Origin of the sequence: Nocardia sp. NPDC020380, assembly GCF_044386975.1 — a bacterium.
Classification (GTDB): Bacteria; Actinomycetota; Actinomycetes; order Mycobacteriales; family Mycobacteriaceae; genus Nocardia.
Genome location: NZ_JBIRVQ010000011.1, coordinates 30666 through 45946, shown reverse-complemented (window position 1 = coordinate 45946; position 15281 = coordinate 30666). Strand labels below are relative to the sequence as shown.

General features: G+C 64.4%; 12 protein-coding genes. 8 read left to right on the top strand and 4 right to left on the bottom strand.

From position 1 onward, the window contains the following. Positions 1 to 14 precede the first annotated feature (14 nt). Positions 15 to 740 (top strand): SEFIR domain-containing protein, encoded by a 726-nt coding sequence (locus tag ACH438_RS29250; protein WP_397010914.1) that lies wholly within the window; start codon positions 15 to 17, stop codon positions 738 to 740. A 27-nt stretch (positions 741 to 767) separates the two neighbouring features. On the opposite strand, the gene ACH438_RS29245 is transcribed toward ACH438_RS29250, so the two are convergent. Next, complete coding sequence (locus tag ACH438_RS29245; protein WP_397010912.1) at positions 768 to 1256, bottom strand: nuclear transport factor 2 family protein; 489 nt, start codon at positions 1254 to 1256, stop codon at positions 768 to 770. A gap of 435 nt (positions 1257 to 1691) precedes the next feature. Between ACH438_RS29245 and ACH438_RS29240 the strand changes: the two genes are divergently transcribed. The 6 genes from ACH438_RS29240 to ACH438_RS29215 all read left to right on the top strand — a co-directional run bounded on the left by ACH438_RS29240 (position 1692) and on the right by ACH438_RS29215 (position 10455). Next, positions 1692 to 2003 carry a hypothetical protein gene (locus tag ACH438_RS29240; protein ID WP_397010910.1) on the top strand — a complete coding sequence of 104 codons (312 nt, stop codon included), beginning with the start codon at positions 1692 to 1694 and terminating at the stop codon, positions 2001 to 2003. Next, positions 1934 to 2575, top strand: coding sequence for a Fic/DOC family protein (locus tag ACH438_RS29235; RefSeq protein WP_397010908.1), 642 nt, complete (start codon positions 1934 to 1936; stop codon positions 2573 to 2575). The genes ACH438_RS29240 and ACH438_RS29235 overlap by 70 nt, the downstream gene beginning before the upstream one ends. Positions 2576 to 2674: 99 nt before the next feature. Continuing rightward, positions 2675 to 4153, top strand: a complete 1479-nt coding sequence (locus tag ACH438_RS29230) for a hypothetical protein (RefSeq protein WP_397010906.1) — start codon at positions 2675 to 2677, stop codon at positions 4151 to 4153. Then, on the top strand, positions 4150 to 4959 hold the full coding sequence (locus ACH438_RS29225; RefSeq protein WP_397010904.1) for a hypothetical protein: 810 nt from the start codon (positions 4150 to 4152) through the stop codon (positions 4957 to 4959). The genes ACH438_RS29230 and ACH438_RS29225 overlap by 4 nt, the downstream gene beginning before the upstream one ends. Before the next feature lies 1 nt (position 4960). Then, positions 4961 to 9397, top strand: a complete 4437-nt coding sequence (locus ACH438_RS29220) for a hypothetical protein (protein ID WP_397010902.1) — start codon at positions 4961 to 4963, stop codon at positions 9395 to 9397. Next, positions 9394 to 10455, top strand: coding sequence for a Wadjet anti-phage system protein JetD domain-containing protein (locus ACH438_RS29215; RefSeq protein ID WP_397010900.1), 1062 nt, complete (start codon positions 9394 to 9396; stop codon positions 10453 to 10455). The genes ACH438_RS29220 and ACH438_RS29215 overlap by 4 nt, the downstream gene beginning before the upstream one ends. Here the strand turns inward: ACH438_RS29215 and ACH438_RS29210 are convergent. From ACH438_RS29210 to ACH438_RS29200, 3 genes are all read right to left on the bottom strand, one after another. Then, the gene (locus ACH438_RS29210) at positions 10444 to 12183 is read right to left on the bottom strand and encodes a hypothetical protein (RefSeq protein ID WP_397010898.1); all 1740 of its coding nucleotides are present in this window, start codon (positions 12181 to 12183) and stop codon (positions 10444 to 10446) included. The two genes, ACH438_RS29215 and ACH438_RS29210, sit on opposite strands and share 12 nt — an antisense overlap. 474 nt (positions 12184 to 12657) lie before the next feature. After that, positions 12658 to 12978, bottom strand: coding sequence for a hypothetical protein (locus tag ACH438_RS29205; protein WP_397010896.1), 321 nt, complete (start codon positions 12976 to 12978; stop codon positions 12658 to 12660). 296 nt (positions 12979 to 13274) lie between these two features. Beyond that, positions 13275 to 13904, bottom strand: coding sequence for a class I SAM-dependent methyltransferase (locus ACH438_RS29200; protein WP_397010894.1), 630 nt, complete (start codon positions 13902 to 13904; stop codon positions 13275 to 13277). Positions 13905 to 14424: 520 nt separating this feature from the next. Between ACH438_RS29200 and ACH438_RS29195 the strand changes: the two genes are divergently transcribed. Further along, complete coding sequence (locus ACH438_RS29195) at positions 14425 to 15276, top strand: alpha/beta fold hydrolase (protein ID WP_397010892.1); 852 nt, start codon at positions 14425 to 14427, stop codon at positions 15274 to 15276. Positions 15277 to 15281 lie beyond the last annotated feature (5 nt).

The window sequence follows — 15281 nt, the reverse complement described above, 5'->3', positions numbered from 1 at the left end:
GGAAAGGCGGCATCATGCAGCGGGATGAGCACTCCGTGAATATCGGCGGCAACGTCAATATGACCGGTTCGGCGCTGTCGGGCCGGGATGCGCGGGTCGTGCACACCGGTCGGAGCGAACGGGAAGCCGCCGCACCGGCCGATCGCGCCGCGGCGATCGAGACCGCGCAACGGGCGGCCGCGCCGATCTCCGACGCTCCGGGCCACACATCGAGTGGCCCAAGGGTTTTCGTCTCGTACGCGCACGACGACCCCGCGCATATCGACGCGGTGCTGCGCTTCAGCGACTTCCTCGCCACCGAGTGCGGCCTCGACGTCCACCTCGATCGCTGGGATCTCGAACTCCGGCGCAACTGGTTCCAGTGGGCCATAGACCAGATCACCGCCGCCGATTTCGTTCTCGTCATCGCCTCACCGGACTGCCGCCGTGCGGCGGACGGCCGAGCCGACAGCCGCACCAATCGCGGCCTGCAGTCGGAGATGTCGGTGATGATGGACCGGCTGCACACCGACCGCGGCACCTGGCTGCGCAAACTGCTCCCGGTGGTACTGCCCGGCCGCTCGATCGAGGAGATCCCCTTGTTCCTGCAGCCCGGAATCGCGGACTACTACCTCGTCTCCGGCTTCACCGTCCAGGGCGCCGAGGATCTCCTGCGCGTGATCACCACGCAGCCGTACTACGCACGGCCGCAACCCAATCCGGAGGTCGTACGCCTGCCGACCTGGCTGCCCCGGCAGTGAACCGGAGGCGCCCGTCTCCGCCGCGGATCATCCGCCCATGACGACGTGTTTCATCTCTTCCTGTGGCGCACAGAGCATCCGGCCGCCGGCCTGGATCCATTCGGCGATCACCCGGGGTGCGTCGCGGGCCGGGTTGTAGACGTCCTCCTCCGAGGAGAACAGGCCGTCGCCGGCGTAGACGATTCGGCTGACATTGAGGAACCCGTACTCGACGCCGGGTTCGGTCGGGTGGTCGAGCACGTTGCGAATGCCCAGCACGATGGCGGAGTTGGGTTCGTCGAAGGCCACCCAATCGTGGGGGAAGCGCATGTGGGGGAAGGGTTTCATGACGTTGACGATCCAGCGGCGGACGGCTTCGCGGCCCTGCATGATGCCGTAGGCGTGCTCGATGTATTCGACGTCTTCGGTGAACAGGTCGGCGAACGGTGACCACGCACCGGAGGCCGAACATTCGTTCACGACCTGTCCATAGTGTTCGAGGCCCTGCTCGAGTTCCTCGCGAGAGAACTTACCCATCGTCATTACTTCCTCATCCGACTCCGAGTGTCCGGTTCATTCTCGCCGTCCTGGCGGCGGCCCACGGCGAATCGGGCAAGGAGGGAGGGGAAGGGCTCGAGGGGTAGGGGAGGGGGTTTCGGGGGGGCGAGGGCGGGAAGCGGCCTTCGTGAAAGTGGCTGGGCGGGTGGCCGATTGGGGGTTGCCCACCGATAGCGGGTGGGTATGGGCGGTTCCGGGGAACCGGGTTGGAGCGTGGGGGTAGGCGCCCCGGAGGGGTTCGCGGAGACTTGTCCGCTCGTTGTGCGCGAGGCGGGACTTGAACCCCCAAACCCGGTCCACGAGCCCGAGGCTCGTGTTCATGGGCACTAGAATACGCGGTGGCACCCGGGAACTCTCGTGGATCGTCCAGCTGAACGGTCGCCAATTGTGTACACATTTGGGTACACTATTTTCATGGAAACCTTGTCGGTGCGAGAAGCTCGGGAGCAGCTCTCGGGTCTGTTGGCGCGGTTCCGTAAAGGTGACAGCCGACCTGTGGGGGTTGGGTCTCATCGCAAGACCGAGGCGGTGATGGTGCCTGTCGAAGTGTTCGAGGAGCTCACTGCGGAGCGGTCGCGATCCTTGGCCCAAGCGGCTGCGTCGGTGCGGGCGGAAGGCGAGTCGGCGAGCCCCGCTGCCGAAGTGATCATGGCGCAGTGGGCGCGAGGCGAGATCAGTACATCGCGGATGAGGGAGTTGGTCCGGAGTCTGCACGGCGCAGCATGACGGTTGACCCGTACATCGACCCGGAATCGGGCGTATTGCGTAACCGCCTGGGGATCGTCGATGCCGCATTGTTGCGACAGGTGGAAGCGGATCTGAGCCTTGCCGCACTGGCCGATCTCGGTATTCGGCCGTTGCCTGGCCGCTACGACCTGGAGCATCTGTGTGCCTTCCATCGCGAGGTCTTCGGCGACGTGTATCCCTGGGCTGGGGAGATCCGGGTGGTCGGAATTGCCAAGTCCAATCCGTTCTGCCTTCCGCGTCATATCGAGAGCTATTCGGCGGCGGTCTTCGAGGCGCTTGCGGCCGATAGGTTTCTGCGTGGTTTGGATCGAATCGAGTTCGTCGCCAGGCTGACCCACTATCTGGCCGAGGTCAACGCGATTCATCCGTTTCGGGAAGGCAACGGTCGTGCGCAACGGGCGTTTTTCCGCCAGCTCGCCCGCGAGGCCGGGTGGTTGATCGACTGGTCCGCTCTGGATCCGGACGAGAATGCCAGGACCTCGATGATGTCCCTACGCGGCGAGAACGGGCCACTACGGGATCTGCTCGAGCGGTTGGTGCAACAGCTGTAGGGCAGTCGGGGCGGGCTTGGCATGGCACGTGGGATACGTTGTGTGTCAAACAATCCGAAGCGGTAGCACACCGGACGCTGGGTCGCTACGGTCGTCGATATGAGGGGTGAGATCGGACCGAGAATGGGGCCGGTTGACGATGGCCTGGCGCGTCGCCTGAAAGCCTTGGCGTGCACCGCGCCACTGCATGATCTGGATGCTCGTAAGGGCCGCTTGGATTGGGCCGACGCGGGGGTGTACCACATGGCGGAGATCGCCTTGCACGTCATCGATCAGGTCACGATCGCCATGGATTTCGATCGGGGTGCAGGGCACGAGGAGGTCGTGGGCCGGGTGCGGCCTTTCGCCGAGGCACAGGCACCTGACCGGCACGCGGACGAGCATGATCGGGTGATTCGCTGGGTGCTGGACAATTTGATCAATGTGGGTGGCACCGATCGAGTGTTTCGGGCGGTGTACGGCACATTCGGTAGCTCCGGCGGATACGAACGACGCGCATTCGATTTCAAGCTGCTCGTCGAGTTGGCCGGACCGGACGCGGAGGTCTACCTCCGCGCGACGGACGAGGCGATCAACGTTCTGGTCGGAGCCCTGGACACCGACGTGGAGTCCGCGCAGATTGCCGCGGAGGTCAAGCTGGAGAACCTGATTCGACGTGGGCGGTTGTCCGATGCCCGGCTGGCGGCCGAGCAGGCTCGGTATCGTACGGTTCAGTACGCGGAAACGTTGCGTCGGATGCTCGACGCCACGCGTCGAGATGTGCGGTCGGTCGATTGGCTGCATCAGGCACCGGACCTCATCGACGAGGCACTGACCCATATTGCCGACAGATACCGGGCGGAGCAGGCAATCCTGCGCAATATCACCATGGCCCGCGACGACACCGAGGATCCGGAACGGAAGCGCCGGGCCGCGGAGCTGGTCGATATCGTTGCCGACTGCGTCCGGCGGCACACTCAACTGGAAGCTCGCTTGCAGGACGCTGGAGCGACCTTCCGCTCCGAGCAGGACCGCCAGCAGTTTTCGGGGCCACCTCGCCGCGCCGCCGTGGATCTCTTCGGCCAGATCTTGAAGCCGAGCCTCGAACTTCCGATTGCGGACGCGGTAGGCCCGGTGGGCGCGTTCTTTCGGGGGAGTACTGGTATCCGGCTGCCGAGCGTGCTGGGTCTGGTGGGCTTGGTGGAGATGCTGTTGGTGCCCGCTCCAGAGCGCAACGACCTCGGATTGGAGATCAGCGAACCCGATCTCATGCCTGCTCCCGATCCCGATCGCTATACCGAAGAGCAATGGCTTTGCACGGATGCGCTGTTCGAGCTCGAGGAGGTTCCGCGTCGGCTATCCGGTCTGCTGGAGCAGGCCCGCCGCATTGATCCGGATCTGCCCGCGTTGGTCGTGTTGCGGGCACTGCACGCGTTCGGTCCGGAGGTCGGAACTGCGGTCCGGCACGGGGAACGGCATCTGCTCGTGTCCGTCGATGACGGAACAACCCTGTGTGACAGGGAATTCGGTGGGGCGGATCTGCTGGTGGCGTGTGCTCGGGTCGATTCGGATCGACTCGATGACGGTGCGGTCGCATGACCATCACCGGCGACGTCAGATCGGCGGCACGACTGGTCGCTTTCGGGATGCGTCCCAAGCAAATTCCGGCTCGGGATGCGGTCTACGCGGAGCTTGTCTCCCGATATCGCGACGACGACGAATTCCGGGCGCTGGTGCATTCGGTGGCCTCCGGTCTGGGGCTCGTCGTTCTGGCCGTCAGCCAGATGACCGGGACTGTGCTTGCTGCACAGGAAGATTCGGTCTTCGAGATAAAGATGGACGAGTACGCCCGGCGGACCGCGATCGGTGCCCGCCGCAGCGCGGAGAAGGTGATCCACGGTCTCATCCACATGGCGGTCGCGGCATTGGCCTTTCCACGTTCCGACGATCTCGCCAATGATTCCTACGTCGGTCGCGTCGCGGTGGAACAGGTGGACAGCGTCGTTCGTGAGGCGTGTCGGCTGCTGGACGAACGGGCGAAGGAGGCGGAGAGCAATGACGACCCCTTGGACGACGCGCCCGACCTGGAGCGGGCCTGGCGGGTCTACGCGAGAAAGCCGGAGACAGCGGCGACCAAAGACGGAAGGCTGGCACCGGACACTACTCGCGCGATGATCACGAAGGCGATGAAATTCCTTGCCGACCAAGGGTTCCTGTTGGTCGTGAGCAACGAAACCGGGGGTCTGTATAGGACGACGCCGCGCTACCAGGTCCAGGTGCGTGAACTCGGGGCGGTACGCGCCTTCGACGAGCTCCTCGCCCTCGGTGTGGTGGCGGTGCCCGGTGCCACGTCCTCCCTCCATTTCTCCGCTGCTGCGGACCCGGGTGGTACGGAACGTGTATGAATTGCGGCGTGTGCGCCTGTTTTCGGTAGGTCCGGCCGGAGCCCGCTATTCGGATGTCACCCTGGACCTTCGGGATGCCGGTGCACTGGTTCAGGTCCCCGTTCAGGAGGCATTGTTCGGGGTGGAATCGGCGTCGCCGCCCCGTCGGCCCGCGCCCGCGACAGTGCTCTTCCTCGAGAACGGCGGCGGGAAATCGGTGCTGATCAAGCTGATCTTCTCCGTGCTCCTGCCCGGTAGACGGCAGGTCGTCGGAACCACCAACACCCGTGTCCTCGAGAATTTCGTGGGTGCCGGTGACGTCGCCCACGTTCTGCTCGAATGGCAGCACAGTGAGACCGGTGCGCGGGTGGTGACGGGAAAGGTATCAGAATGGCGGGGGCACATGGTCTCCTCCGATCCGGCAAAGCTCGTCGACGCCTGGTATTCGTTCCGGCCTTCCGTGCTGCTCGATGTCGACACCATGCCGTTCAGCGACAACGGTCGCCGAGTGACGTTGTCCGGATTCCGGGAACGGCTGACCGAGGCGAACCGTCGTGAACCGGAACTCCAAGCCGTCTGGGCGACCGGCCCCAAAGACTGGACGGATCGGCTGGGGAACCTGGGTTTGGACCCTGAGCTGTTCCGTTATCAGCGGGCCATGAACGCCGGCGAGGGGGAGGCGGCCGATGCTTTCACCTTCAAGAGTGATGACGCGTTCGTCGACTTCCTCCTGCGAGCGGTGGTGGACGATGAGGACCCGAACTTGCTGGCGGAGGTGTTCGAAGGGTACTTGCGGAAACTGGCCGAACGCGGAACCCTATCGGTCGAGCGAGATTTCGTCAGCGGGGCGATTGATCTGCTCACGTCACTGGCCGGGTGTGCCGAGCAGGCGGACGTCGCGCGCCAGATCGAGTCCGAGACCCTGGTAGCGGCCAGACGGTTCCGTGGTTCGATTTCGTCGCGCCACCGGCTGGAGACCGACAGGCTCGAGATCACACAAGGGCGGCTGACGGAGCTGTCCGGTCAGGAACAACAGGCGGACCGCGACGTCAGCCGGTTGAACGCGATTGTGTTGGAGCTGAAACGCCTTGTCGCCGAGCTTCGTCTGCGCCGAGCCGAGAATCAGCAGGCGCTGACCAAGGACGAACTGACACGGACCCGGGAACGCGTCGATGCCTGGCAGGCGACCGAAGCCGTATTGCACGCGCGGACCGCGTCCGCGAAGGCCGAGCGATTGCGCCGACTCGTCGGTGAGCAGGAGGGGGTCGCCCGTCCCGCACTCGAGGAACGGGACACGACAGCGCGGGCCTTCGCCCGTGGTCTGTTGCACACGGCAAGCATTGCCGACGCGGCGGCGGCATCCGCGAAGCGCGCGGCGGATTCGTGGCGAGAGAAGGAGAGCGCGGAGCGCGATCAGTGCGCGTCATCGCAGCGGTCGGCGGCTGCTCTTTTGGCGCAGGCCGCAGGCTTCGAGGCGAGGATCACGGAGGTCCGCGCCACCGTGACCGAGCACATCCGCTCGGGGTGGATGGCCAGCGACGACGATCCGACGGTGGCGGCCGAGAACGCCCGCGGCCTGGCCGACGAAGCGAAGGCCGCTTTCGACGGAGCATGGGCCGAAGCGCAACGACTCGCTGGCGAAACACGCGCTCGTCGTGATGAATTGGAAGATTTTCGTCGATTGGCCGCCGGAGCGTCCGAGACTGCGGAGCGGGCTGCGAGAGCAGCGGACGAAGCGCAGGCGACACGGGATCGGCTGGCCGGGGAGGTCCGGCTCGCCGAGCTGCTCGGGACCGACAGCATTCATTTGGACAGCGACACCCTCGAACTGCTCGAGCGCCTCGCGACGGCGCTGCAAGCCCACGACCGGGAGATCACCGATCTCAGCATGGTGGATGCCGCCGACAGACGGGTGCTGGAAGCCCTCGGTAAAGGCGGGCTGTTGCCTCCTATCGCAGAGGTGAGTCAGACGGTGGAGGCGTTGGCCTCCGCGGGAATCACCGCCTGGTCCGGTTGGCAGTATCTGGCCGAGATGGCCCCCGGCACTCGCGATCAAGTGCTCGAACAGCATCCAGAGCTGGTGGGTGGCGTTGTGCTGAACGACTCCGGCAAACTAGAGCAGGCGCGTGACGTCCTCGAATCCGCGCGACTGCTGCCGAAGACGATCGTCGCGGTTGGTACGACTGCCGCGATGAGCGGTGAGTTGACTCCACCGGCGAGGGCTTCGTTCGTCGTACAGCCGAACCCGGCGATGTATGACGAGGAGGAGGCCGAAGCCGAACGAGTCGCACTCACCGTCCGCCGCCGCAACACTGAGGACCGCCTCGCCGACTTGCGGCGACAGAAATCGGCCGACGAGGAACTGGTTCGCCGACTTGATTCGTTCCGGACCCGATACCCACCGGGCGCGGTGAGTCTGCTCATCGAGGAATGGAACGCGGCCGAGTTGGCGCTCGAGCAGGCCGATCTCGCGGTCGACACCGCGGGCCAGCGACATGGAGCGGCCGAAGAGGCTGAGAGCGGGCATAATTCACGGATTCCGACCTTGCGAGACGATGAGCGTGCGGCACGGGAACGCGCCGATGTGCTCGATCGCCTGGCGGAGACGGTCGCGCACCTCGACGGCTGGGCCGACGCGGTTGCCGAATGCCTACGCCAAGCCGACGAGGCCGAGGCCCAGGCTGATGAGGCCGCACAGCGTGCTGACGACTGCCGGGCCCGCGGTGACGCCCAGATACAGGAGGCGGACGAACAACGACGCACCGCGGACCGATGCCGCGCCGAACTCGGCGAGGTGCTCGGTGCCGGGACGGTGAGCGACGCCGATCCGGTTCCCGAGCAGGCCCTGGACGAACTGCGCAGCGCCGCACAGCACGCGGCGCAGGCATACGCCCGGGTGGCGGTGGGCGCAGACCTGCGTGCCGACATGGAGTCGTCGGAGTCCGATGAGGCTCGGGCACGCGCTGTGGTCGAAGGCATTGCGGCGGAGATCCGGAACCTCGCCGACGAACTTCTCGCTTCGCCGGATGGAGCCGACGCTGCGGCGCGGGCGGCCGCCGCACGGCGGACCGGTTCGGCGGCCGCCCGGTTGGAGGACGAGCTCGGCCGGATCCGAATGCAGGTCGGTGCGCTGCGCACCAAATTCGAGCAGTTCACTCCGCAAGATCGCTCGCTCGAGCCTTTCGGGCGGCCGAACGACATCGATCACGGTGAGCAGTTGATCGCAGCGGCGCAGCGTGAATTCGAGGCCGCTCGTGAACGATTCGACGTGATCAAGGGCTCGAGGATCGGCGCGCAGGAGGATGTCGACAACATTCGAGGTGCCCTGGAGGGCTTCGGTTCCGTCCTCGACTCCTTGCTCGAAGTTGAACCGACGGAGTTGCCATCGAACGACGCGAGTCCGTTCGCCGGTGACCTGGCGCTCGCGCGTGAGCGGCGGGCCGCAGTTCGCACCGATCTGATCGCAGCGAAGAATCTGCTGGAAGCGGCGGAGAAAGACGTCCGTCGAGCCGCTGACGAGCTCGCGCAATACGCCGCGGAGCCACGATTCTCGGGCATGACCAGCCCTGTGCATCGTCAGATCACCGCGACCAAGCGCGAAGACCTGCCCACTTACGCGGCCGAGTGGAGCATCGCGCTACGACCGCGATTGCGCTCGCTGACCGACGAACTCGAGCAGATCGACCGGTACCGGAGCAATATCGTGCTGCGGTTGACCGGCTTGGTCGACAGCGCCCTGCGCACCCTGAGATCCGCGCAGCGGTTGTCCCGCCTGCCCAAGGATCTCGGCGACTGGGCGGGGCAGGAGTTCCTCCGAATTAAGTTCGACGAGCCATCGGAAAGCGCCGTACCCGAACGGATTGCGGAGATGGTCGATGAGGTCTCGACCCTCAGCGGTGACAGGGGCGCTCCCAAACGAGACGGCAAGAGTCTGCTGTTGCGTGGTGTGCACGCGGCGGTGCCGAAGGGCTTCCGGGTCGAAATGCTGAAGCCGGACGCGGTGCTGCGAACCGAACGTGTTCGGGTCTCCGAGATCCACGATGTGTTCTCCGGAGGCCAGCAGCTCACCGCGGCGATCGTCCTGTATTGCACGCTGGCCGCATTGCGTGCCAATGACCGTGGCCGGGTTCGCCACCGTCACTCCGGGGTTCTGTTCTTGGACAACCCCATTGGCCGAGCGTCCGCCGGCTACCTGCTCGAGCTGCAATTCGCCGTCGCGGCGGCACTGGGTGTGCAACTCGTCTACACCACCGGGCTGTTCGATGCCGGGGCGCTCAGTGCTTTCCCACTGATCATCAGGTTGCGCAACGACGCCGACCTGCGAGCAGGACTCAAACACCTCTCCGTGGACTCGATGATCAAACGTGACCTCAGTGCCCTGGGCGAGCCGGATGGCATCGGGCGAATCGCCGCGACCAGGGTCTATAGGCTTCCGGCGGAAGGGATGTCGAATCCATGACGCTGTCGGTTCGGGCGCAGCGTCTGGCCGATCTGATCCATGACTGGCCCAGAGTCCGGATTCTCGGAGCAGAGCTGTGGCGACTACTCGACGAGGTCGATCCCGCGCACAGGCTGGATCCTCGGCGTCGAACCGACCTGGCCAACCTGCTCGATGAACTCGCGGCTGTCGGCGTGATTGTCCTTCCCGCACTCAAATCGTTCGATCGTTCCGAGCACCCTCCACTGCCGCGATTCGTGACCGCCGTCCGCGAACTCGAGCCTGAACCCATAGTGCGAGAGACCCGTTGGCATCCCGACCTGGCGTGGGCCGAACGCGTCGCGGGAGTGTCGCCGACGCAGTTCGACAGGCTGACCGCGATCAACCGATGGCTCCACCGAGAGCGTGACGATCTGGTCGTTCCGATGCGAGAACGCTCGCTGGAGATCTTCGGAGACGAGAAGCTACTCGATCGGTTGATGCTAACCAATCTTGCCGGGCCGGAACGACTTACAACAGATCTATTCAGGGTGCGCAGAGTCGTTCCGCCGTTGGTGACCCGCGTCGTCGGCAACGGCGACACGTTGCTGGTTGTCGAGAACTGCGACACATTCGACTCATTGGCCCGGTTACTCCATGGACGCGAGGGTCGGATCGGGGTGCTCGGCTGGGGTGCGGGAGCTGCGTTCGAAGCGTCGGTACTCTCGATCCGAGAGCTGGATAGCCGGTTCGCGACCATTCTCTACTTCGGCGATATCGACGCTGTCGGTTTGCGTATCCCTTTGAACGCCAACCTCTTGGCCGTCGCGACAGGGCTACCACCGGTGACCCCGGCGGCCGAGCTGTACGCCGCACTGCTGTCCGCCGGAACGCCCCGTCCGAGCAAGCCGGTGGTGCCCGAGGAAGAAGCGACCAGACTCGCGGAGTGGTTGCCGCCGCCGCATCGCGCACGGGTTTTGGAACTTCTGCAGTCTGGATATCGACTGGCGCAGGAAGCAGTCGGCACGAAGCTGCTTTCTGGAAATCCCCATATCATCGAGAACTTGTGTGGCGGGGAACATCCCCCATCATTCGCCTGAGTTGAGCACACCCGCCGTCCGCAGTAGGACTGTGAGTTGCTTTTCGGCGAGGGTTACCGAGCCTGGGCCGCGAAGCGTTCCGTCCGCCATCGGGTGCAGTCCCAATACAGTCGCTTGGATCGGCAGGGTCGACTCCGGCAGAACACTAATCTGCCCGGACAGCAAATCCTTTGCTGCGGAGAGTAGTTCCGCGCCCCAGTGCTCGAGTGCGGTCTCGCTCGTATCGATCGGATTCTCGCCATCGCTGTCGACCAGTATCCCGTCGTCCGCCAGCACTTCGAGCATGGCCTCGAGTTCGTCTCTGCCATCGAGCAGCCGGACCTGGCGGGTGACCGGATCGTACGAAGCGGTCAAGCAGTGCTCGCCGCGGCGCAACAGGGCATCCACGAGGCCTCCCTCCCATTCCCAACGGGTCAACTTGACCCAACCGGAACTCGAGAGGACCTCCTCCGTGATACCCAGGACGTCCTCCGCGAACTCATTCGCGCAGCCCGTGCCGTACAAGCGGTCGTAGCCCTCGCTGGCCCAGCCGACACCGGCGGCCAAGCTGCCGACTTCACCGGCAGTGATAACCGGAGCAAGCGCAGCGATTGACGAAAGCGATGCGACCTCTGGGCAGCCGCCGCGATGGCACCAAAACTCACCTGGACACGACAGGATGACTCGGTGGACCGCATCCACAGCATCTGTGCCGTCGGCAGACCGACTCACCGACAGTAGGTAGCTGTGGAGTGTTGCGGGGACGCCGAACAGGCCTTCGGTTTCGTGTAACGCCCCACCGAACACGAACACGATCAACCCGCTGCGCCCGTTCTCCACCCATGCACCGATGGATGCTCGTGCGGTCGCCAATGTACCCAGCCCGTCTCCTGGGTCCCAGGTCTCGAGGGACCAGCGTGCGCTGTACCGCCAATCGGCCGCGGCTCCTACCGCGACGGTAACCGCTTCACAGGACTCCCACGTGTTGTCGCTGACCGGAAACCCACCAAGCGTCGGTGAAGTGGCCAGCAACTCACTGGCAGCACCCGGATCCTCGGACGCAGCTACTGGCCGCTCCGGGTCGCTCGGCCACCACCGGACGCTCTCGGGAACCAATGCCTCGTTCGCCCGTGCGTCTATCGAAACAGTCGTGTACCCGTTGTCGGCGGCGATACCCAAGGCTGCATACAGTGCGGCCTCCCACGCACCAGCGCCATCGGGTGACATTTTCAACTCCGGTCGCTCGTCGTGCTCGGTGGGGAGCAGGACCGGGATGTCTCCGAGTTCGTCGAGAGCCGTGATCACCAAGAGTCGTCCGGGGCAAGGCCGTGTCGCCGACGAGTCCGATCCACCGTCAGGGAGCGGCCTACCGTTTCGATCCACGCGTGGGATCCAGTCTGGGCGTTTCTCCTGTCGCCGCCGGATCCGATCAACTTGGTCCAGCAATTCGTCCCGATTCGGGTGCGAGCGAAGGAACCCGTCGGCTGCGGGCCGCACCAATGCGTCGAGCTCCGGCTTGCGGAGGTCCTGTGGACGTTCCGGCAGGTCGACATACACCTCGGGAACAGCCAACTGAGCTATCCGGGCTTGCACCGCGGCAGTGAACTTTGCCCTGAAATCTCCTGTGGTGCACTCGAACGCAGCCTTGGAGGGCTCCAAGTCGGGGCCGTCGCCAGCCTGGTTCTCGCTCCCGATCAGCGTGACCATCATCGACAACAGCAGGTCATTGTGATTGTTCGCGCTGAGCATGACCACACCATAGCCACAGCCCTTCGGGTGCTGGACGGATTCATGGACGCGGTTGCGCGGGTTGGCACTCCAGGACCTGACGCACATAGAGAGGAGCGCCGACGCGGCTGGTAGCTACTTGTTCGCCCGAAGCGGCGGCCACTATCGCGACAGCTAGTCGAGCAGGGTGAAGGGGGCGCCGCAAGGCGTGGGAGCGGCCCCTGCATATTGGAGACTTGGCGCGGCTTCTACCTGCGCTTCTTGTCTGTAAAGGATTGAGAGTTGTTGCGGCGCAACAACTCTTGTGCGCGAGGCGGGACTTGCACACGGAAACCCGGTTCACGAGCCTGAGGCTCGTGTTCATGTGCACTAGAATACGCGATCGGACATCGGTGAGGGACCGGCTTCGTTCTTTGTGCGAGTTCGCGAATGACCGCAGGTAGAAGTAGTTATCGAGCCGGCAATCGGCTGGTGTCGACGGCTGCCATATCGGACTCAGAGCTCATGGAGGTTGTCGGCCACGACGATGTGGAACTGTGTTTTGAACTCCTGTGGCGAGGAGACTCTGATCCGAAGTGTGTGACTACCGGCCGGTGTCTGGAATTCGCCACGCACTTGGTATGCACTGGCGGCCGAGGAGACGCCATAGAACAGCTGTCGGTTATCGCTATCGAGTACGACCAGTTTCAATCCGGCTCGGTCCCGGTCGTGTAGCAAGACATTGAGCGTGTGCACGGATTGCCGCGGAACCTCTATGTTGTGTACTGCGCGATCGTGGGCATCGACCATGCCGCTGCCGCGGAGAAGGACGGTCATCGTGCGGCTCCCTCGGAACGGCTGCTGACGCGCAAGGACCCTCGGCGAGGTGTCCACTACCTGCGGCGTCGCCAAGAACCGGCTGCCCGTTACAGGGTTCGATTCGTTGGATTGGAGACGTCTCGCCGAATCGGGTGAGCTGCTTGCGTTCGACGTTCGATCTGACTCGGCAGGGAGGGGAATGGGGTCTCCCTGCCGAGCGACAGGCCACCAATGATCAGCGGCCTTTGGTGGTTCGATGCCGACCCCTGACACGGATTGACCGCGGCTCGCGAAATCGGCCTGCCCGTGGAGGATCAGGCCGAGGTGGTCTTGCGGGCGGTGAGGCGTTCGACGAGTCCGAGTTTGAAGCGTTCGGTCTGTTCGATGTCGAAGCCGGTGGTGCGCACGGTGTTCAGCGGGCGGCGCAGGAAGTGTTCGCCGGCCAGGGGGACGGTGACTGTTTCGAGGGCGCGCTGCACCCAGCGCGCGGGCCGTGAGCTGCTGGTGACGTGGTCGACGAGGATCAAATGTCCTGCGGGGCGCAAGACTCGGCGCATTTCGCCGATGGCGGTGTCGCTGTCGGGAATCGCGCACAGCCCGAAGGTGCACACCACGGTGTCGAAGGAATTGTCGTGGAACGGTAGCGAGTGGGCGTCGCCCTGCTGCAGGGTGACGGTGCGGCCGAGGTCGGTGGCGCGGTGGCGGGCGATGGCGAACATCTGGTCGCTGAGGTCGATTCCGGTGAGGTGCACGGTTTCTGGGTAGAACGGGATGTTGAGGCCGGTCCCGATGGCGACCTCCAGGACTTCACCGGTGGCCTGCGAGCAGGCCCATGGGCGGGAGTCGCCGAACACGTGGCGGTCCCAGAATCCCATCTCCTTGTCGTAAGAGCGTGACTTCTTGTCCCAGTAGTGGTGCCATCGGGCGTTCTGTGCGGTGGTCATGGTGCTGTTCGTCCTTGCGTTGTCGCCGCTGGCGATGTCATCTGTCGAGCCAACACCCACTCGGAATCCGCCGCATCCGGAACGACCCTGAGATTCTCGGGGCACGTGACTGGAATACGTCCGAGGCTGGTTGGATATTTCCTCCAGAATCGGTCCGATCATGGGTGACTCGGGTGCCGCGCCGCAAGTGACGCAAACAGTGCTCGTGGCGCTGCTGCGGACGGAACGCACGCCAAATCCGATCTCGATCGGACCCATGCCGTCGTCGAGCGGCTCTCGGTTCCGTTGCTGCTCATTGCGATCCTGCTTGCTCTGCTCCCGGTCCTGTGCTGAACCGAGATGGCCGTGGCTCGTCGATAGTCCGCCGAGCCGCGTGGCTGGTTCGACTCTATGTCGCTGATGCGGATGGGCAACGCGAACCAAGTAGATCGCACTGATCAGCGGATCGGAGGGTCGAAATCCCTTATATCCCTTACTGATTCCACATGTCGATCTTAGGAACGCGTTCTAGTTTTGGGTCATGGACACAGCCTTTGAAACCACGAAACGCGAAGTGGTCACGGATGCAGGCGTTTTGCGCTACCACGAGGCCGGTGACGGGCCGCCGCTGTTGATGCTGCACGGTTCCGGGATCGGCGTGAGCGGTTGGCGGAATTACCGCGGCAGTCTGGGGACGTTCGCGCAGCAGTATCACTGCTATGTGCTGGAGTTCCCTGGGTTCGGGGTCAGTGATCCGGTGGCAGGCAATCCGGTGTGGACGGCGTTGGACTCGGTGGTCCGCTTCATGGACGCGCTGGGCATCGATTCCGCTTCCGTCATCGGGAATTCGCTGGGCGGGGTGGTCGGGCTGAATCTGGCGATCCGGCACCCGGGCCGGGTCGACAAGCTCATCTGCGTCGGCGGGGTGGGACCGAATCTGTTCACCCAGCCCCTCAGCGAAGGGTCGCAGATTCTGCAGGATTTCACCGAGCAGCCGACGCGGGAGAACCTCATCCGCTGGCTACGGTGCATGTCGTACAGCTCGGAACTCGTCACCGAAGAGTTGATCGAGGAGCGCTGGCGGACCGCGCTGGATCCGGCTGCGCTGGAATCGATCAAATCCATGTACGGCACAAAGGCTTTCGAGGAGCGGCAGCGCATGCTGGCCGACACCGACCGGCCACCGTACTGGGCGATGATGCACAAGGTGGTGTGCCCGACGCTGCTCGCCTGGGGACGCGATGATCGCCAGACTCCGCTCGACATGGCCTTGCTGCCGATGCGTACCATCCCGAACGCCGAACTCCATGTGTTCCCGAACTGCGGGCACTGGATCATGCTCGAGGCGAAGGACGCATTCGAACGTATCACCCTGGAGTTCCTGCAACGCTAGATGGT